We start from the raw sequence: 18303 nt of genomic DNA, 5'->3' as shown, positions 1-18303 counted from the left end.
GCGATCGAATTTTCACCGAAGAAAGCAGGCGATCCAGCGTGTCCAGCCAGGTGACCGGCGTCGGAACCTCGAGCGAAGGCGAGTTCGGAGCGAACGCGTGGCTCGTTGACGAGCTCTACGAGCAGTTCAAAGCCGACAAGAACTCCGTGGACAAGGCGTGGTGGCCTGTTCTCGAGGCCTATCACCCGGAGGATGCCGCACCAGCGGCGACCCCCGCAGCCCCACCGCCATCCGGATCGGGTCAAGCGTCGGAGCCGCACCCGGTGACCGCCCCGATCCCCGTGATCGGTACGCAGCCGGTGGCGCGCACAACCGCCAAGCCCGCGGCCCCGCAGCCGATCCCGGCGCAGGCGCAGGACCGCGCGCCTCGGGAATCCACCGAAGCAGGCGAAGACGTCATCACGCCGCTGCGCGGCATGACCAAGACGCTCGCGGCGAACATGGACGAGTCGCTGACCGTCCCCACCGCCACGAGCGTGCGGACGGTCCCCGCCAAGCTGCTGATCGACAACCGCATCGTGATCAACAACCACATGTCCCGCACCCGCGGCGGCAAGGTCAGCTTCACGCACGTCATCGGCTGGGCGATCATCCAGGCGCTGAAGGCCTTCCCGAGCCAGAACGTGTTCTATGCCGAAATCGACGGCAAGCCCGCCGTCGTCGCGCCGGCACACATCAACTTCGGCATCGCGATCGACATCCCCAAGCCCGACGGCACGCGTGCCCTCATGGTGCCGAGCATCAAGCGCGCCGAGACGCTCACGTTCGGGGAGTACCTCGTCGCGTACGAGGACCTCGTCTCCCGCGCCCGCGCCAACAAGCTCACCGCTGCGGACTTCCAGGGCACGACGGTCTCGCTGACCAACCCCGGCGGCATCGGCACCGTGCACTCGGTCCCCCGCCTCATGAAGGGCCAGGGCTGCATCGTCGGCGCCGGCGCGCTGGAGTACCCCGCCGAGTTCCAGGGTTCGAGCGAGAAGACCCTCGTCGGCCTCGGCATCGGCAAGACGATCACGCTGACCAGCACCTACGACCACCGCGTCATCCAGGGTGCCGGCTCGGGCGAATTCCTCAAGATCGTCCATGAGATGCTCACCGGTCGCCGGGACTTCTACACCGACATCTTCGCGGCGCTGCGCATCCCCTACGCCCCCATCCACTGGGCAAACGACATCAACGTCGACCTGGCCGAGCGCGTCGACAAGACCGCGCGCGTGCAGGAGCTCATCAACTCCTTCCGCGTCCGCGGTCACCTCATGGCCGACATCGACCCGCTGGAGTACGTGCAGCGCACGCACCCCGACCTCGAGATCGAAAGTCACGGGCTGACCTTCTGGGACCTGGACCGCGAGTTCGTCACCGGCGGGTTCGGCGGCAAGCGCGTCATGAAGCTGCGCGACATCCTCGGGGTGCTGCGCGACTCGTACTGCCGCACGCTCGGCATCGAGTACATGCACATCCAGGACCCCACCCAGCGCAAGTGGTTCCAGGACAACGTCGAGGCGAAGTACCAGAAGCCGACGCACGACGAACAACTCCGCGTCCTCAGCAAGCTCAACGAGGCAGAGGCGTTCGAAACGTTCCTGCAGACGAAGTACGTCGGGCAGAAGCGCTTCAGCCTGGAAGGCGGCGAATCTCTCATCCCCCTGCTGGATCAGGTGCTGCGGGGAGCCGCGGATGCAGGGCTCGACGGCGCCGCGATCGGCATGGCCCACCGCGGCCGCCTCAACGTGCTGAGCAACGTCGCCGGCAAGACCTACGGCCAGGTGTTCCGCGAGTTCGAGGGTTCGGTCGCGATCGGCTCCAAGAGCGGCTCGGGCGACGTGAAGTACCACCTCGGCACCGAGGGCACCTTCGTCGCCGAAGGCGGCAAGGAACTGCCTGTCGTGCTGGCGGCCAACCCGTCGCACCTGGAGACGGTCGACGGCGTGCTGGAGGGCATCGTCCGCGCCAAGCAGGACCGCAAGCCCATCGGCACCTTCTCCTGGCTGCCGATCCTGGTGCACGGCGATGCCGCGTTCGCCGGTCAGGGTGTGGTCGCCGAGACGCTGCAGATGTCGCAGCTGCGCGGCTACCGCACCGGCGGCACCGTGCACATCGTAGTCAACAACCAGGTGGGCTTCACCACCCTCCCCCAGGACGCCCGCACGTCGGTGTACGCCACCGACGTCGCCAAGACCATTCAGGCCCCGGTCTTCCACGTCAACGGCGATGACCCCGAGGCGGTCGTCCGGGTCGCCGAGCTGGCCTTCCGCTACCGCGAAGAGTTCCACCGCGACGTCGTGATCGACCTGGTCTGCTACCGCCGCCGCGGGCACAACGAGGGCGATGACCCCTCGATGACGCAGCCGCTGATGACGAACCTCATCGAGGCGAAGCGGTCGGTCCGGCGCCTGTACACCGAGGCGCTGGTCGGTCGCGGCGACATCACCGAGGAAGAGTACGAGCAGGCCAAGCGCGACTTCCAGACCCGTCTGGAGATCGCCTTCGCCGAGACGCACGCCGCCGAGACCGGGTCCAACCCCATCATCGATGCGGATGCCGTCGCGGTGGAGCCCGCCGCCGGCGAACCGGAGACGACGGGAGTCTCCCGCGAGGTGGTCCACCTGATCGGTGACGCCTTCGTCAACAAGCCCGACGGTTTCACCGTGCACAACAAGCTCCAGCAGCTGCTGGACAAGCGCCTCGAGATGAGCCGCAACGGCAGCATCGACTGGGCGTTCGGCGAACTGCTGGCGTTCGGCTCGCTGCTGCTGGAGGGCACCAACGTGCGCCTGGCCGGGCAGGACGCCCGCCGCGGCACGTTCGTGCAGCGCCACTCGGTGTTCCACGACCGCGCGAACGGCCAGGAGTGGCTGCCCCTGACGAACCTGTCCGACAACCAGGGCCGGTTCTGGGCGTATGACTCGCTGCTGAGCGAGTACGCGGCGATGGCCTTCGAGTACGGCTACTCGGTGGAGCGTCCCGACGCGCTGGTGCTGTGGGAGGCGCAGTTCGGCGACTTCGCCGACGGCGCCCAGACCGTCATCGACACCTACCTGTCGGCGGCGGACCAGAAGTGGGGCCAGCAGTCCAGCGTGGTGCTGCTGCTGCCGCACGGCTTCGAAGGTCAGGGTCCCGACCACTCGTCGGCACGCATCGAGCGTTACCTGCAGATGTGCGCGCAGGACAACATGACCGTCGCCCGCCCGTCGACCCCGGCGTCGTACTTCCACCTGCTGCGTCGCCAGGCCTACGCCCGCCCCCGCCGTCCGCTGGTGGTGTTCACGCCGAAGTCGATGCTGCGCCTGCGCGGTGCGACCAGCCCGGTCGAGGATTTCCTCACCGGCAAGTTCGAACCCGTGCTCGATGACGCACGCACCCTCGACCGGGGCGCGGTGAAGCGGGTGCTCCTGCACGCCGGCAAGATCCACTGGGATCTGCGCGCGGAGCTGGACAAGAACCCGAACGATGAGATCGCGCTGGTGCGCCTCGAGCAGTTCTACCCCTCGCCCGTGGAAGAGCTCAACGCCGTCGTCGACAGCTACCCCAACGCCGAACTGGTGTGGGTGCAGGATGAGCCGGAGAACCAGGGGGCCTGGCCGTTCATCGCACTGGAGATCGTCAAGCACCTGCACGGACGCACCATCTCCCGCGTGTCGCGCGCCGCTGCCGCGTCGACGGCCACCGGGTCGAGCAAGGTGCACGCGTTGGAGCAGGCCGCGATCATGAAGGCCGCGCTGACGCTGTAATCGGGGACCGCGTAACGACAGAGGGGTGGATGCCATGGCATCCACCCCTCTTCACGTACGCGGACGGCTCAGTGCGCCGCCTGCACCGCTCGCAGTCGGGCCAGCACCTGGTCGCGCAACTCCTCCGGTGCCGTCTCCTTGCACGCTCGCGCCACGACCTCGGTGAGGGTCGTGGCCACGAGGGCCTCGTCCCGGCACGCGGCGCAATGGTCCAGGTGCTCGGCGATATCCGAATGCTCCGTCTTGCACACCTCGTGGCGCAGATACTCCTCGAGGTCGCGGCGGGCCTTCTCGCAGCCGCAGTCAGTCATTTCGCACTCCTTGTCGCGGTCGTGTCGATCCCGCGTTCGTTCGCATAGTCGGCGAGCAGCTCGCGCAGCAGCCGTCTGCCGCGGTGCAGCCGGCTCATCACGGTGCCGATGGGGGTTTTCATGATGTCCGCGATCTCCTGATACGCGAACCCTTCGACATCTGCGAAGTAGACCGCGAGGCGGAAATCCTCGGGGATGGATTGCAGTGCATCCTTGACGACGGATGCCGGCATCCGGTCGATGGCCTCCGCCTCCGCCGACCGGGCGCTGGAGGCCGTCGTGGACTCCGCACCGCCCAGCTGCCAGTCCTCGAGGTCATCGATCGTGCCCTGATAAGGCTCGCGCTGCTTCTTGCGGTAGGTGTTGATGTAGGTGTTCGTGAGGATGCGGTACAACCACGCCTTGAGGTTGGTCCCCTGCGTGAACGACGCCCACGAGGCGAACGCCTTCACGAAGGTCTCCTGAACGAGATCGGCCGCGTCGGCAGGATTGCGCGTCATCCGCATGGCAGCTGCGTACAGCTGGTCCATGAACGGCAGCGCTTGCTCCTCGAACTGGGTGCGTGCGTCGGATGCGGAATCGACCTGGTCGCTCATCACGCGCAAGTCTACGTCCGCCCCGTCCACACCCCGCAGTGGAGCGTCAAGCGTGATCATTCGTCTCCTTCAGTCGCGCAAAAGGCGCGGTTCGTTAGGGTAGAACGCGATGAGCATCGCAGAGTATTCCCCCAGTCATGCCACGCCCGACGGCGGATGGCCCGCCCCCACCGTCGCGGGGTCTCTTGACGTCGCGGTGGCCGTGCCCGGTTCGAAGTCGCTGACGAACCGGGAACTCGTCCTGGCCGCCATCGCCGACGGACCCGGACGGCTCATTTCGCCGCTGCATTCCGACGACTCCGCGCGCATGATCGAGGCGCTGCGCATGCTCGGGGTGGACGTGCAGGAGGTCGCCGGCACCGGCGTCTTCGGACCCGACCTGGTGGTCACCCCCGCGTCGCCGCTCGCCGGCGACGCCGTGGTCGACTGCGGTCAGGCCGGCACCGTCATGCGATTCGTCGCCGCGATCGCGGGGCTCGCCTCGGGGGAAGTCACGCTGACCGCCCATGAGACGGCGCTGCACCGCCCGATGGGCGAGATGATCAAGGCGCTCCGCGCCGTGGGTTCGGACATCGACGACGAGGGCACCTGGTCGCTTCCGTTCATCGTCCGCGGCCACGGTCACGTCCGCGGCGGCGAGGTGGAGATCGACGCCAGCGGGTCGAGCCAGTTCGTGTCGGGGCTGCTGCTGGCCGCTCCCCGGTTCGACGTGGGACTGACGCTGCGACACGTCGGCAGCCGACTGCCGAGCGTTCCTCACATCGACATGACCGTCGAGGCGCTCGGCCGGCGCGGCGTGCACGTGGAGCGGCCGACGCCGAACGAGTGGATCGTGCCGGCAGGCCCGGTGCGCGCGAAGGACGTGGCGATCGAGCCGGACCTGTCCAATGCCGCACCGTTCCTGGCGGCCGCGATGATCGCCGGCGGCCGCGTTTCGGTGGCGGGCTGGCCCGCCCACTCGACGCAGCCAGGTGCCCTGCTGACCGAGATCCTCCAGGTGATGGGGGCACGCACCCAGCGTCGCGGCGGTGCCCTCACCGTCACATCCGGGCCCACCGGCATCCACGGCGTTGATCTGGACCTGTCGGCGGCGAGCGAGCTGACCCCCACCCTGTTCGCGCTGGCCGCCTTCGCCGACGGCCCGTCGACCTTCACCGGGATCGGCCACATCCGCGGCCACGAGACCAACCGCATCACCGCCCTCATCGGCAACCTGCGGGCCCTCGGCGGTGAGGCCGAAGAACTGTCCGACGGCATCCGCATCGTGCCGCGCCCCCTCACCGGGGGGATGTGGCGAGCCCACCACGACCATCGCATCGCCACGGCCGGCGCCCTCATCGGGCTGGCGGTGCCCGGTGTCGTCGTCGACGACATCGGCTCGACCGCGAAGACCATGCCGGAGTTCCCGCAGCTGTGGGCTTATCTGGTGCGCCGCGCCGGCGTGGGCGACGCCCAGTGACGATCCACGGGCGGGGCGCGCAGTGAGCTGGCTCGACGACACCGACGGCCCCGACGACGCCCCGGAGTTCGATGAGGCGAACATCCGCATGCGCCCGAACCCGAAGGCGAACCGGCCGCGCACCAAGCGCCGTCCCGCGCACGCCGACGCCCGCATTGCGCGGGTGCTGGGAGTGGACCGCGGTCGCTACACCGTGCTGATGGACGAGGACACCCCCGACGAGCACACCGCGCTGGCAGTGCGCGCCCGCGAGCTGCGCAAGACGCCCATCGTCAACGGCGACCTCGCCCGAGTCGTCGGCGACACGTCGGGAGGCGACGGGACACTGTCGCGCATCGTGGGCCTGCAGGAGCGCACCTCGCTGCTGCGCCGCTCCGCCGACGACACCGACCAGGTCGAGCGCATCGTCGTGGCCAACGCCGACCAGATGCTCATCGTCGTCGCCGCCGCCGACCCGGAACCCCGGGAGCGTCTGGTGGACCGTTACCTCATCGCGGCGCTGGATGCCGGCATCCGCCCGCTGCTGGTGGTCACCAAAACCGATCTGGCCGACCCCACGGCGTTCCTGTCCCACTTCGACGGCGTCGAAGGGCTGCAGGTGTTCACCAGCGCCCGCGGCGCGATGCCGACCGCCGAGATCGGCCGCCACCTGTCCGGCCACTCCACCGTGTTCGTCGGCCATTCCGGTGTGGGCAAGTCGACGCTCGTGAACGAACTGGTCCCCGACGCGCACCGCGCCACCGGCGTCGTGAACCAGGTGACCGGCCGCGGCCGCCACACCTCCAGCTCCACGGTGACACTGCGCTACCACGGCGAGAACGGCAACGGCTGGGTCATCGACACCCCGGGCGTGCGCTCGTTCGGCCTCGGGCACGTGGACCCGGCGAACATCCTGGCGGCGTTCACCGACCTCGCCGCGGTCGCCGCGGAATGCCCCCGCGGGTGCACGCACCGCCCCGACGCACCCGATTGCGCCATCGCCGAAGCAGTGGCGGAGGGCAAGCTCGGCCCCAACGGCCCGGCACGATTGGATTCGTTGCATCGACTCCTCACCACCTTCGCCGATAAGTGAGCCTGGCACCGCGCCGACGTCTTTAGGCTGGAGGGATGACTTCCCCGCAGGCCGGCACCGCCGCACCCGATTTCACCCTCACCGACCAGGACGGCCGGCAGGTCTCGCTGTCATCGCTGCGCGGCCAGCGGGTCATCATGTACTTCTACCCCGCGGCGATGACCCCCGGGTGCACGACCCAGGCCTGCGACTTCCGCGACAGCTTCCCCGCGCTGCAGGCGGCCGGCTACACGGTGCTCGGAGTCTCCCGGGACGACCCGGCGAAGCTGCGCGCGTTCCGCGAGCGGGACGCGCTCAGCTTCGACCTGCTGAGCGACCCCGACCACGCCGTCCACGAGGCGTACGGCGCGTGGGGCGAGAAGATGAACTACGGCAAGGTCGTCGAGGGCGTCATCCGCTCCACGTTCGTGATCGACGCCGACGGCGTGATCGAGCATGCCCTGCGCAACGTCAAGGCCACCGGTCACGTGGCGCGGCTGCGCACGCTCCTGAAGGTCGGCTGAGCGCTCGGCTCAGGCGGCGTCGCGGTCTTCCGAGCGCGGCGCCGCCTCACGCACGCCGAGCACGAGCAGCACCAGTGTCAGCAGTGCTGGACCCGCCAGCAACAGGGCGACCGTCGGGTCGGCGAAGGTGCCGGTGACGGCGCCGAGTGCGACCGCCAGCAGCAGCAGCTGCACGACGATGCCGCCCGAGCGCCCCCACGACTGACCGCGGAAGACCGCGACCGAGAATGCCGCGACGGCCACCGCCGTGACGGCGGTGAGCACCATCAGCGCGATGGCACTGGACATCGATCCGGTGTCGCCGCCGGCCAGAGCGACGACCTGCCAGCCGACGAGGGCGGCGACCCCCAGCGCCTCGAGCGCGAGCAGCGCGCCGCCGAGTCGTGCGATGGGAGTGGGCGCGGGGGTGGTCGGCATCCTGAAATCAGCTTCCGAGTTCGGGCGGCTTTGTGCGAATCCTCCAGGGCATTGGGCAGATCCTCAGCCAGTTCTGCCGAACACGCAGGAATAAACCCTTGCCGGGACTCGCCGCACTGTGAAACCATTGACAAGTTGTGTGCTCCCACAGCGAAGTGGGGCGAGCAAGAGGCTCGCACATCCCCAGAGTACCGGAAACCCGTATCCGCACTCTGAACCGCACGTGAACGTTTCCCCCCATCAAGGAGCACCCCAATATGGATTGGCGCGACAAATCCGCCTGCCTCACTGTCGACCCCGAACTGTTCTTCCCTGTGGGCAACACCGGCCCGGCAGTGGAGCAGATCGAGAAAGCGAAGGCGGTGTGCGCTCGTTGCACCGTCACTGAGATCTGCTTGCAGTACGCCCTCGAGACCGGCCAGGACTCGGGCGTGTGGGGAGGATTGTCCGAAGACGAACGGCGCGCGCTCAAGCGCCGCGCCGCTCGCGCCCGCCGCGCCAGCTGACACGGCGGGGCGCATCGGCCCCCACACGCAAACGACGCGCGCACCGCTCCGGCGGTGCGCGCGTCGTTCGTGCGTGCGGGGCTCAGCCGGCGCTGCGCTCGATGTAGCGCAGCGGAATGTCGATGGTCACCTCGGTGCCGCTGCCGGTGATGGTGTGCCAGTCGATGGTGCCGCCCAGCTCGCCCTGAATGAGCGTGCGGACGATCTGGGTACCCAGGCCCCGGCCCACCTGACCTTCGGGCAGGCCGCTGCCGGTGTCGCGGACGATGACCTGCAACCGCTCGTCGCTGCGCTCGGCGGCGATCTCCACATCGCCCTCCTTGCCGGCCAGGCCGTGTTCGACGGCGTTGGTGACCAGTTCCGTCAGCGCCAGGGCCAGGGGCGTCGCGTATTCGCTCGGCAGCGTGCCGAACTGACCGGTGGTGCGCGTGCGAGCCCGGGTGTTGGGTGCGGCGGCGACTTCGGCGACCAGTTTGAGCACCCGCGCGAACACCTCGTCGAAGGCGACGTTCTGCGCCAGTCCCTCCGACAGCGTGTCGTGCACCACCGCGATGGCCGACACGCGCCGCATCGCCTGCGTCAGCGCCTCGCGGGCTTCGTCGGAGTGCGTGCGGCGCGCCTGGATGCGCAGCAGCGACGCGACCGTCTGCAGGTTGTTCTTCACCCGGTGGTGGATCTCACGGATCGTGGCATCCTTCGTGATGAGCTCCTGCTCCTGATGGCGGATCTCCGTCACATCGCGGCACAGCACGATCGCGCCGATGCGCTTGTCATGGTCGCGCAGCGGAATCGTCCGCAGCGACACGGTGACCCCCCGCGCCTCCACGTCCGCCCGCCACGGCGCACGGCCGGTCACCACGACCGGCAGCGACTCGTCGAACTGGCGGTTGGCGGGGAGGATGCCGGTGGTCACCTCCACAAGCGACTCCCCCTCCAGCTCCTCTTCGAAGCCGAGGCGGTTGAACGCCGACAGCGCGTTGGGGCTGGCGAAGGTCGTGATGCCGTCGGGGTCGAGGCGGATGAGGCCGTCGGAGGCGCGCGGCGCGCCGCGACGGGGAGAGGTGGGGGCGTTCAGATCGGGGAAGTCGGCGGATGCCACCATCGAGAACAGGTCGTCGGCGCAGTCGTTGAAGGTGATCTGCTGCCGCGACGGTGTGCGCGTCTCCCCCAGATTGGTGTGGCGGGTGAGCACGCCGATGACGTGCGGGGCAACGTCGCCGTGGGCGCGTTCGCGCACGATCGGCACGGCGCGCACCCGCGTCGGGGTCTCCTCGAACCAATCGGGCGACGCCGAGTCGACGATGCGCGCGCCGGTGAAGGCGTCCCGCACCTGGGTGCGCCACTGCGGCCGCACCCGGTCGCCCACGATGTCGCGATAGAACAGGGTGGCCGATCCGCTCGGACGGGTGTGCGCGACGGCGATGAACGAGTCGTCGGAAGTGGGCACCCACACCACGATGTCCGCGAAGGCGAGGTCCGCCAGCAGCTGGCCGTCACCGGCGAGGCGGTGCAGCCACTCCACGTCTTCGGCGGATGACCGCCCCTGGGCATAGACGAGATCGCTGAGCGTGGACACCCTTTCACCCTAACCGGGTGTGGTTCAGGCGGTCCGCGCGAAGACCCCCTTGCCGCGGCCGGGTCGCGCCCGGCGTGAGCGGGCGGCGGCGGGCGGCGCGGACGCGACGGGGGCGACCGCCTCCCCCACGAGCCTGCGCACGGCAGCCGACAGGGCGCTGCGCCCTGCCACCTCCAGTACCGGTCGGGCGGCGAGCATCGCGGCATCCGTCGCCTTCAGGTCGTACGGCAGGAACCACACGTCCCGGATGCCGCAGAACCGGTCCAGTGTGGCGCGCACCTGCCCGCGGGGGTCCACCCCCAGCACTCCCCCTCGCATGCGGTTGACCACCACGATCACCGGGGTCGCCCCGATCGTGGCGCGCAGTTCAGCGTGACCGCGGACGAAACGGGCCATACCGACCGGGTCTGCCGATGCGACGGCCACGATGAGGTCGGCCGCGCGCACCGCCGCGAGGGCTGCGGCGTTGCGCCGGGGGCCGGCGAGGTCGCTGACGATCTCCTCGTCCCGCTCGAGCGAGGCGGCCACATCGACGATCGTCTCGTCCGTCCAGGCGCGGCACACCTGCAGCGCCGCTGTCACGCGCTGCGCGCTCAGCTCCGGCCAGCGACCCGGGCGATTGAGCCCGGTGAGCACTTCGACGCCGCGGCCCAGCGGCACGCTGATGCGGCTCAGTTCGGCGGGGGTCAGCGCGTCGTGATCGGCCTGCCGGCACGCCGCGGCGAACCCCGGGCCCTCGTCTGCCAGGCCCAGCGCCAGCGCCAGCGACGGCGCGTGGGTGTCGGCATCCACCAGTCCCACTCGCCTGCCGTCGCGGGCGAGCTCCACCGCCAGTTCCACCGCGACGGTGCTGCGGCCGGGCGCTCCGGTAGGTCCCCACACCGCGATCACGCGGCCCGCACGCGTCGGCGGGGTCTGCGGCTGCGGCGGTCCCGATGCCAATGCTGCGGAGATTCCGCGGCCGTCGGCCAGCGCCAGCGGGGCCGGCAGCCCATACAGCTCGGCCAGCCGCTCGTCGCCCTGCGTGTCGCACAGCGGGACGATCCGCACCCCGTGGCGGTCGCACAGCGACACCAACGCGGGACCGATCGTGTCGCGGCGCAGCTCCAGCAGCAGCAGGTCGGCCGCGGTGACCGCCGCCAGCAGGTCGCGGCCCTCGTCGCCCAGCAGCGCGTCGGCAGCGGCGCGGGCGGGCGCTGCGGCGGCCACTGCGGCCACCGCCTGCACCCCATCGCGCTCGAGCGCGAGCGCGATGTCCGAGGCTGCGGCGGCGTCGACAGCGACGACGGCGCTGGTCACCGGGTACCGCCCGCGACGGGTACGACCGACAGCGCGGCCCCTCCGGCGATCGCCGCGAGGGTCGCCGCGACATCGGCGCGCGGGATGATCAGCTCCAGCGCGGCGCTGTCGCTGCCCATCACCGAGTCGTCCCGGGTGACGGTGGCCACCGTCGCGTCGGGCACCAGGATGCGCGGCTGCTCGAACCGGCCGTGCTCCAGGGCCGCCGCCGCCCAGATCTCCACGCTCGCACCGGGCGTCACTGCGGCGGGCACGTCGGTCGCGGAGCGCAGCACCACCGAGGTGAGGTCACTCGCCGACGCAGCCCCGACCGCGCTGAGCGGCACCAGTTCGCCCTTGGTGATCGTGCGCGTCGCGATCGTGCCCGGCTCCAGCAGCCCCGGCGCGGCGTACGCGTCGCCCACCTGACCCAGGGCGACGTCGACGACCTGGAGCGAGCCGGCATCCACCTCCTCCCCCGGCACGATCGTGCGGGCCGCGGCGAACACCGGCACCGTCTGGCGCGCCGCCGTGACCACGAACCACACGCCCGCGACCGAGGCGACGATGAGCACGATGCCCAGCACGAACCGCATGTCCGCCCAGAACGCGCGCGTGCGCGCGGGCGGGGAGTCCGGTGCGATCATGCACCCATGGTGACCGAACCGCGCCGGGCGGGCGGAGGTTTATCCACAGCCCGGCGCGCGTCGGCCCGGTGGGGGTGGTGCCCCCGATAATGGGGGGATGCCGGCCACCCCGCCCCCCGATGCGCCGCTGCTCGCGCCCGCGCAGGTCGCCGAGCTGCTGGGCGTGTCGGTCGACGAGGTGGTCGCCCTGGTGCTGGACGGGCGCTTGCGGGGGATGAAGGTGGGCTCACCGGCGCAGTGGCGGATCGAGCCGGACAGCGTGGCGGGCTACCTCGACGACCAGGCCGAAGAGGCGCGGCGCATGGCGCTGTGGCGGCAGTCCAACGCCGCGAGCTTCCCGGAGCTGTGGGGCCGCGGCACGGTCCGCCGGCCCGACTGAGCCCTCACCCGAGGGCTGCGGCGGATTCCAGCCGCACCCACAGCAGCGAGGCCATCGGCACCATCCGGTGCCCGCTGACGGCGTCCGCCCGGCGCGGCTGGTCATGGTCGTGCAGGGCCAGATCGACGTGGTCGGCACCGGCGCGGTCGATCGTGCCCGACAGCATTCGCCCGCCGGCCAGTCCCGCCGTCACCGGGATGCGTCGGCGCGACAGGTCCCGCAACACGAATCCCAGCGTCATGCGGTCGGCCAGCCGCGCTGCGGCTGCCTCGGCGCGCGCGGTTCGCAGCAGTTCCGCGTGCGGCATCCCGATCGTCGCCGCCCCCGTGAACGGCACCAGCAGCGCGCCGCCGCGGCGGGTCGCGAGGGTCAGCGCGAACCAGTCGGCGCCTACCGCCGATACCCTGCCGGCAGCGCCGGTGCCGTCGATGAGTTCCACCGAGACCGCGGCATCCGTGCCCAGCAGAGCCCGCAGCCGCTCCCGCAGCGGCAGGCGGGACACCCGCAGCCGCTCCGCCTCGGTGTCCAGCGCCGCCCGTTCGGCCTCCCATTCGGACGCGAGCTGGTCCTCGAGGTCCTCGAACAGGCGATCCCAGCGCATCCCGCGAATGTAGCGCCCCGTCCGGGCGACGCCGAAGCACTGTCCACAGGTTGGAGGATTCTCACCCCGAGGGCTGACCCGCTGTGGTTCACTCGTGCCAGTTCCTCGTCGAGAGATTGGACGACGCATGGTCCCGACACCCTCACCGGCACCGCGTCCCGCCCCCTCCTCCGTCGCCGTGGACGACTTCCTCGCCCCGCAGCGCACGTCCACCAGCGAGCTGCCCGATCCCGAGCCGCTGCTGCGCAACCTCACCCGCGGGGTGCTGGAAGTGCTCGCCGGCGTGCGGGAGGTCGACCAGCTCGCGCGTTGGTTCACCGAGGAGCCGTTCCATGCGCTGGTCACCCGGGCGAACCTGCGCGCCCGCGCCCGCAGCGCCCGCGGTGTCGCCGCCACCCGCCCGGTGCACGTGATCGGCACCATCATCCAGTCCTCCCCCGCCGACGGGGTCATCGAGGCGGTCGTGGTGGTCTCCGGACCGGCACGCACCCGCGCCGTCGCGATCCGCCTCGAGGGCATGGACCGGCGCTGGCGGGCGACGTCGCTGGCGCTCCTCTAGCCGCTACGGAGCGTCGGCGTCGATCAGCTCCAGGAGCGACTTCAACGCGTCACGGATCTCGGCGTGATCGTGCTGACCGGCGCGGCTCTCGGCGGAGATGATCCCCGAGCGGTGCACACGGCGGAAATCGCCGAACGGGAACGTGTAGGCCTGCTTGGTGTGGCGGTTCTGGTCGCGGTCCACGCCCAGGTGCCAGTGCGCGTACTCGGTCCACCCCGCCCGTTCGATGAATGCGTTCTCCTCGTCCGCGCCGGGGGCGGCCTCGGACCAGGCATCGCGGTCGTCACGCACGACCTTGCCGTCGCGGATGAGGGCGCGCGCGTGGCGCAGGGCGGGCCGGTTCAGTTCGATGGACATGACCCGACGATACGAGTGGGCCTCGTGAGAGCGCTACTGCTTGTACGACGCCAGGAAGTTGCCCAGGCGCTCGATCGCCTCGCTGAGCACCCGGGCCTCGGGCAGCGTCACGATGCGCAGGTGATCGGGAGTGGGCCAGTTGAACCCCGTCCCCGGCACGAGCAGCACGTGCTCGGCGACCAGGAAGTCGTACACGAGCTTGCCGTCGTCGCGGATGTCGTGCACCTCGGGATCCAGCCGCGGGAATGCGTACAGCGCCCCCTGCGGCTTCAAGCACGAGACACCGGGAATGGCCTCCAGGCCCTCCCACGCGGCATCCCGCTGCTCGTGCAGCCGCCCGGTCGGGGCGATGAGCGCCTCGATCGACTGCACGCCGGACAGCGCCGCCTGCACGGCGTACTGGGCCGGCACGTTGGGGCACAGGCGTGTGGATGCCAGCAGCTGAATACCCTCCAGGAAGCCGGCGGCGTGCTTCTTGGGACCGGTGATGACCATCCACCCGGAGCGGAATCCGGCGACGCGGTACGTCTTGGACAGGCCGTTGAAGGTGAGGCACAGCAGGTCCGGGGCGAGGGTCGCCAGCGGGATGTGCAGCGCGTCGTCGAAGAGGATGCGGTCGTAGATCTCATCCGACAGCAGCAGCAGCGAGTTCTCGCGGGCGATCTCGACGATCCCCTGCAGCACCTCGCGGGTGTAGACCGCGCCGGTGGGGTTGTTGGGGTTGATCACGACGATCGCCTTGGTGCGGGGCGTGACCTTCGCGCGGATGTCCTCGAGATCGGGCTGCCAGCCGTTGGCGTTGTCGCAGCGGTAGTGCACCGGCGTGCCGTCGGCCAGGCTCGTCATCGCCGTCCACAGCGGATAGTCCGGCGCCGGGATGAGCACTTCGTCGCCCTCGTCCAGCAGCGCCTGCATCGTCATCGTGATCAGCTCGGACACGCCGTTGCCGAGATAGACGTCGTCGGGGTCGAATGACGGGAACCCGGGCGTCTCCTCGTACCGGGACACCACGGCGCGGCGCGCCGACATGATGCCGCGGCTGTCGCTGTAGCCGTGGGCGTGCGGGACCGCCTCGATCATGTCGCGCACGATCTGGAACGGCGCCTCGAAGCCGAAGATGGCCGGGTTGCCGGTGTTGAGCTTGAGGATCGTGTGTCCGTCGTCCTCGAGACGGTCGGCCTCGGCCAGCGCCTGGCCACGGATCTCGTAGAGGACGTTCTTCAGCTTGCTCGACTGGTCGAGATTGCGCAGCGGACTCATCGGCTCAGGATATCGCCGGCGCCACCGGCCAATGACCCATCCGTGGCCCGGCCCCCCGGCGGCATCCACTCCCCGGCGCAGGAGAACTCCCCGACACAGGAGATTCCAGCCGGATTCGTCCTGTGTCGGTGAGTCTTCCTGTCCCGGTGATGCGGGACAGTGCCTGCCGCTACTTCTTCTTGCCGGTGGCGCGGCGCTGTGCGCGGTTCTGTGGAGCGGATGCCGGGCCGGCCTCGGCTGCGGAGTCGGTGCGCTGGCCGAAGGCGCCGCGGGGCGCCTCTTCGGTCACGGTGGCCGCCGGGGCGGGAGCCGTGCGGGCCTGCCGTGCCTTGGCGGTGGCCGCCTGCTGCACCTGGCCGCGGGCGTTGCGCACCTCCACGTCGCCGGAGTCGCTGGGGGCGGAGTACTCCAGGCCCTGCTGCTCGGGGGCGACGAGCCCCTTCGCCTCGACCTGCGCCTCCTGACCCTCGGCGCGGCGCACCTCGACCTCGAGGTTGTAGAGGAATCCGACCGACTCCTCCTTGATCTGCCCCATCATCGCCTGGAACATCTGGTACCCCTCGCGCTGGTACTCGATGAGCGGGTCGCGCTGGGCCATGGCGCGCAGGCCGATGCCGTCCTTGAGGTAGTCCATCTCGTAGAGGTGTTCGCGCCAGCGGCGGTCCAGCACCTGCAGCACGACGCGCCGTTCCAGCTCACGCATGGCGGGAGAGCCGAGGGTCTCCTCACGGCGGGCGTAGGCGATCTTCGCGTCGGAGAGGATCTCGCGCTTGAGCACCTCCGGGGTGATGCGGCCCTTGTTGCCCGCTTCGGAGACGACCTCGTCGATGGTCACCCCCACCGGGTAGAGCGTCTTGAGCTCGGTCCACAGCGCATCGAAGTCCCAGCTCTCGGTGTGACCCGAGGAGGTGTGGTCGTCGATGACCGACCCGATGGCGTCTTCGATGAAGTGCGCCACCCGGTCGGAGAGGTCGTCACCCTCCAGCATGTGCCGGCGGTCGGCGTAGATCGCCTCGCGCTGGCGGTTGAGGACGTCGTCGTACTTCAGGACGTTCTTGCGGATCTCGGCGTTGCGCGCCTCGACCTGGGTCTGGGCGCTCTTGATGGCCCGGGACACCATGGTCGATTCGATCGCGACGTCGTCGGGGAAGTTGGTGCGCGCCAGGATCGCCTCGGCGGCGCCCGACTGGAACAGCCGCATCAGGTCGTCGGTCAGCGACAGGTAGAAGCGGCTCTCACCGGGGTCGCCCTGACGGCCGGAGCGGCCGCGCAGCTGGTTGTCGATGCGGCGGGACTCGTGCCGCTCGGTGCCGAGCACGTACAGGCCACCGGCCTCGACGACCTTGACGGCCTCTTCGGCGACGGTGTCGCGCACCGCCTCGTAGACGGCATCCCACTCCGACTCGTACTCTTCGGGGGTCTCGACGGGATCCAGGCCCTTGGCCTTCATCTCCTGCACCGCGAGGAACTCGGCGTTGCCGCCGAGCATGATGTCGGTACCGCGACCGGCCATGTTGGTGGCCACCGTCACGGCGCCCAGGCGCCCGGCGCGGGCGACGATCTCGGCCTCACGTGCGTGGTTCTTGGCGTTGAGGACCTCGTGCTTGACACCCTTCTTGGCCAGCAGTCGCGAGAGGTACTCGCTCTTCTCGACGCTGACGGTACCCACGAGCACCGGTTGCCCGGCGGCGTGGCGCTCGGCGATGTCCTCGACGACCTGGGCGAATTTGGCCTGCTCGTTCTTGTAGACCAGATCCGGCTGGTCCTTGCGGATCATCGGCTTGTTGGTGGGGATCGGGACCACACCGAGCTTGTAGGTCGACATGAACTCCGCCGCCTCGGTCTCGGCGGTACCGGTCATGCCGGCGAGCTTGTCGTACAGGCGGAAGTAGTTCTGCAGCGTGACGGTGGCCAGTGTCTGGTTCTCCGCCTTGACCGGCACGCCCTCCTTGGCCTCGATCGCCTGGTGGATGCCTTCGTTGTAGCGCCGCCCGACCAGGATGCGGCCGGTGTGCTCGTCGACGATCATGACCTCGTCGTTCATCACGACGTAGTCGGAGTCGCGCTTGAACAGCGCGAGGGCCTTGATCGAGTTGTTGAGGAACGAGATGAGCGGGGTGTTGGCCGACTCGTACAGGTTGTCGATGCCGAGGTAGTCCTCGACCTTTTCGATACCGGGCTCGAGCACGCCGATGGTGCGCTTCTTCTCGTCGACTTCGTAGTCGACGCCGGGCTCGAGGGTCTTGGCGATCTTCGCGAACTCGACGAACCAGCGGTTGGCCTCGCCCGATGACGGACCGGAGATGATCAGCGGCGTGCGCGCCTCGTCGATGAGGATGGAGTCCACCTCGTCGACGATGGCGTAGAAGTGACCCCGCTGGACGAGGTCGTCCTTGCGCCAGGCCATGTTGTCGCGCAGGTAGTCGAACCCGAACTCGTTGTTGGTGCCGTAGGTGATGTCGGCGTTGTACTGCTGGCGGCGCACCTCGGGGTTCTGCCCGGCGATGATCGTGCCGTACGTCATGCCGAGGGCGCGGTAGACGCGGCCCATCAGGTCTGCCTGGTACGAGGCGAGGTAGTCGTTGACGGTGATGACGTGCACGCCCTTGCCTGCGATGGCGTTGAGGTACACCGGGAGTGCGGCGGTCAAGGTCTTGCCCTCACCGGTCTTCATCTCGGCGATGTTGCCGAGGTGGAGCGCTGCCCCACCCATCACCTGCACGTCGTAGGGGCGCTGGCCGAGGGTGCGCTTGGCTGCCTCGCGCACCGCGGCGAACGCCTCGGGCATGAGGTGGTCCAGCGTCTCGCCCGCTTCGTACCGGGCACGCAGCTCCGCGGTCTCGCCGCGCAGCTCCTCGTCGGTCAGCTGCGCGTAGTCCTCTTCGAGGGCGCCGACTGCCTTGACGACCTGCTGCAGGCGCCGCAGCACCCGTCCCTCGCCGGCGCGGAGCAGTTTCTCGAGAGGGTTGGCCACGGGGCATCTCCATCTGTCGGGTCGGCACGGATGTGCCTGCGCCCTCGCGCTCGGGCGCACGGGCATACACCGCCATG

Annotated in this window: 17 protein-coding genes; 7 read left to right on the top strand and 10 right to left on the bottom strand. The window is 69.8% G+C overall.

Translation table 11 applies throughout. The features are described 5' to 3' along the window. The first annotated feature begins 38 nt into the window (after positions 1-38). On the top strand, positions 39-3731 hold the full coding sequence (locus QNO11_RS03915) for a multifunctional oxoglutarate decarboxylase/oxoglutarate dehydrogenase thiamine pyrophosphate-binding subunit/dihydrolipoyllysine-residue succinyltransferase subunit (RefSeq protein WP_257509425.1): 3693 nt from the start codon (positions 39-41) through the stop codon (positions 3729-3731). Positions 3732-3799: 68 nt separating this feature from the next. On the opposite strand, the gene QNO11_RS03910 is transcribed toward QNO11_RS03915, so the two are convergent. Together QNO11_RS03910 and QNO11_RS03905 are read right to left on the bottom strand one after the other, a co-directional pair. Beyond that, entirely contained in the window at positions 3800-4042 is a 243-nt protein-coding gene (locus tag QNO11_RS03910; RefSeq protein ID WP_257509424.1) for an alpha-ketoglutarate decarboxylase, read from the bottom strand. After that, the gene (locus QNO11_RS03905) at positions 4039-4638 is read right to left on the bottom strand and encodes a sigma-70 family RNA polymerase sigma factor (RefSeq protein ID WP_257509423.1); all 600 of its coding nucleotides are present in this window, start codon (positions 4636-4638) and stop codon (positions 4039-4041) included. Before QNO11_RS03905 ends, QNO11_RS03910 begins: the two co-directional genes overlap by 4 nt. 109 nt (positions 4639-4747) lie before the next feature. Here QNO11_RS03905 and aroA point away from each other — a divergent pair, with 109 nt between their 5' ends. Genes aroA through bcp form a run of 3 tightly spaced genes read left to right on the top strand, consistent with a single transcriptional unit; the run spans position 4748 to position 7672 of the window. Then, the gene (gene aroA / locus QNO11_RS03900) at positions 4748-6097 is read left to right on the top strand and encodes a 3-phosphoshikimate 1-carboxyvinyltransferase (protein WP_257509422.1); all 1350 of its coding nucleotides are present in this window, start codon (positions 4748-4750) and stop codon (positions 6095-6097) included. Between the two features lie 22 nt (positions 6098-6119). Then, complete coding sequence (gene rsgA / locus QNO11_RS03895; RefSeq protein WP_257509421.1) at positions 6120-7169, top strand: ribosome small subunit-dependent GTPase A; 1050 nt, start codon at positions 6120-6122, stop codon at positions 7167-7169. Positions 7170-7204: 35 nt separating this feature from the next. Then, complete coding sequence (gene bcp, locus QNO11_RS03890; RefSeq protein WP_257509420.1) at positions 7205-7672, top strand: thioredoxin-dependent thiol peroxidase; 468 nt, start codon at positions 7205-7207, stop codon at positions 7670-7672. Between the two features lie 9 nt (positions 7673-7681). Here bcp and QNO11_RS03885 read toward each other — a convergent pair whose 3' ends face one another. Continuing rightward, a complete protein-coding gene (locus QNO11_RS03885) occupies positions 7682-8089 on the bottom strand; it encodes a histidine kinase (RefSeq protein ID WP_257509419.1) in 408 nt (135 codons plus the stop codon). 257 nt (positions 8090-8346) lie between these two features. On the opposite strand from QNO11_RS03885, the gene QNO11_RS03880 reads away from it, so the two are divergent. Beyond that, on the top strand, positions 8347-8595 hold the full coding sequence (locus QNO11_RS03880) for a WhiB family transcriptional regulator (protein ID WP_191718336.1): 249 nt from the start codon (positions 8347-8349) through the stop codon (positions 8593-8595). Positions 8596-8677: 82 nt separating this feature from the next. On the opposite strand, the gene QNO11_RS03875 is transcribed toward QNO11_RS03880, so the two are convergent. From QNO11_RS03875 to QNO11_RS03865, 3 genes are read right to left on the bottom strand one after another with little or no spacing between them, the layout of a single operon-like run. Then, on the bottom strand, positions 8678-10171 hold the full coding sequence (locus QNO11_RS03875) for a sensor histidine kinase (protein WP_257509418.1): 1494 nt from the start codon (positions 10169-10171) through the stop codon (positions 8678-8680). 24 nt (positions 10172-10195) lie between these two features. Beyond that, a complete protein-coding gene (locus QNO11_RS03870; RefSeq protein WP_257509417.1) occupies positions 10196-11470 on the bottom strand; it encodes a CpaE/TadZ family protein in 1275 nt (424 codons plus the stop codon). Continuing rightward, positions 11467-12096 carry a CpaB family protein gene (locus tag QNO11_RS03865; RefSeq protein WP_257509416.1) on the bottom strand — a complete coding sequence of 210 codons (630 nt, stop codon included), beginning with the start codon at positions 12094-12096 and terminating at the stop codon, positions 11467-11469. Before QNO11_RS03865 ends, QNO11_RS03870 begins: the two co-directional genes overlap by 4 nt. Positions 12097-12193: 97 nt before the next feature. Here QNO11_RS03865 and QNO11_RS03860 point away from each other — a divergent pair, with 97 nt between their 5' ends. Next, on the top strand, positions 12194-12475 hold the full coding sequence (locus QNO11_RS03860) for a helix-turn-helix domain-containing protein (RefSeq protein ID WP_257509415.1): 282 nt from the start codon (positions 12194-12196) through the stop codon (positions 12473-12475). 4 nt (positions 12476-12479) lie between these two features. On the opposite strand, the gene QNO11_RS03855 is transcribed toward QNO11_RS03860, so the two are convergent. After that, on the bottom strand, positions 12480-13076 hold the full coding sequence (locus QNO11_RS03855) for a hypothetical protein (protein WP_257509414.1): 597 nt from the start codon (positions 13074-13076) through the stop codon (positions 12480-12482). A gap of 127 nt (positions 13077-13203) precedes the next feature. Between QNO11_RS03855 and QNO11_RS03850 the strand changes: the two genes are divergently transcribed. Beyond that, a complete protein-coding gene (locus QNO11_RS03850; protein WP_257509413.1) occupies positions 13204-13635 on the top strand; it encodes an Rv3235 family protein in 432 nt (143 codons plus the stop codon). A 3-nt stretch (positions 13636-13638) separates the two neighbouring features. Here QNO11_RS03850 and QNO11_RS03845 read toward each other — a convergent pair whose 3' ends face one another. The 3 genes from QNO11_RS03845 to secA form a co-directional block, all read right to left on the bottom strand. Then, on the bottom strand, positions 13639-13992 hold the full coding sequence (locus QNO11_RS03845) for a hypothetical protein (RefSeq protein ID WP_257509412.1): 354 nt from the start codon (positions 13990-13992) through the stop codon (positions 13639-13641). 33 nt (positions 13993-14025) lie between these two features. Continuing rightward, positions 14026-15252 (bottom strand): pyridoxal phosphate-dependent aminotransferase, encoded by a 1227-nt coding sequence (locus QNO11_RS03840; RefSeq protein WP_257509411.1) that lies wholly within the window; start codon positions 15250-15252, stop codon positions 14026-14028. A 169-nt stretch (positions 15253-15421) separates the two neighbouring features. Next, the gene (gene secA / locus QNO11_RS03835; protein ID WP_257509410.1) at positions 15422-18226 is read right to left on the bottom strand and encodes a preprotein translocase subunit SecA; all 2805 of its coding nucleotides are present in this window, start codon (positions 18224-18226) and stop codon (positions 15422-15424) included. Positions 18227-18303: the final 77 nt, after the last annotated feature.

It is taken from the genome of Microbacterium sp. zg-B96, assembly GCF_030246865.1.
Taxonomy (GTDB): Bacteria; Actinomycetota; Actinomycetes; order Actinomycetales; family Microbacteriaceae; genus Microbacterium.
Note: the sequence above shows the minus strand (reverse complement) of the source record. Positions and strands in the feature narration are given on the sequence as shown.

Bases quoted from the DNA above. Each gene is read 5' to 3' on its own strand.
- QNO11_RS03910 (WP_257509424.1), bottom strand. From the start codon at position 4,042: ATGACTGACTGCGGCTGCGAGAAGGCCCGCCGCGACCTCGAGGAGTAT.
- QNO11_RS03905 (WP_257509423.1), bottom strand. From the start codon at position 4,638: ATGAGCGACCAGGTCGATTCCGCATCCGACGCACGCACCCAGTTCGAG.
- aroA (WP_257509422.1), top strand. From the start codon at position 4,748: ATGAGCATCGCAGAGTATTCCCCCAGTCATGCCACGCCCGACGGCGGA.
- bcp (WP_257509420.1), top strand. From the start codon at position 7,205: ATGACTTCCCCGCAGGCCGGCACCGCCGCACCCGATTTCACCCTCACC.
- QNO11_RS03885 (WP_257509419.1), bottom strand. From the start codon at position 8,089: ATGCCGACCACCCCCGCGCCCACTCCCATCGCACGACTCGGCGGCGCG.
- QNO11_RS03880 (WP_191718336.1), top strand. From the start codon at position 8,347: ATGGATTGGCGCGACAAATCCGCCTGCCTCACTGTCGACCCCGAACTG.
- QNO11_RS03865 (WP_257509416.1), bottom strand. From the start codon at position 12,096: ATGATCGCACCGGACTCCCCGCCCGCGCGCACGCGCGCGTTCTGGGCG.
- QNO11_RS03860 (WP_257509415.1), top strand. From the start codon at position 12,194: ATGCCGGCCACCCCGCCCCCCGATGCGCCGCTGCTCGCGCCCGCGCAG.
- QNO11_RS03855 (WP_257509414.1), bottom strand. From the start codon at position 13,076: ATGCGCTGGGATCGCCTGTTCGAGGACCTCGAGGACCAGCTCGCGTCC.
- QNO11_RS03850 (WP_257509413.1), top strand. From the start codon at position 13,204: ATGGTCCCGACACCCTCACCGGCACCGCGTCCCGCCCCCTCCTCCGTC.
- QNO11_RS03845 (WP_257509412.1), bottom strand. From the start codon at position 13,992: ATGTCCATCGAACTGAACCGGCCCGCCCTGCGCCACGCGCGCGCCCTC.
- QNO11_RS03840 (WP_257509411.1), bottom strand. From the start codon at position 15,252: ATGAGTCCGCTGCGCAATCTCGACCAGTCGAGCAAGCTGAAGAACGTC.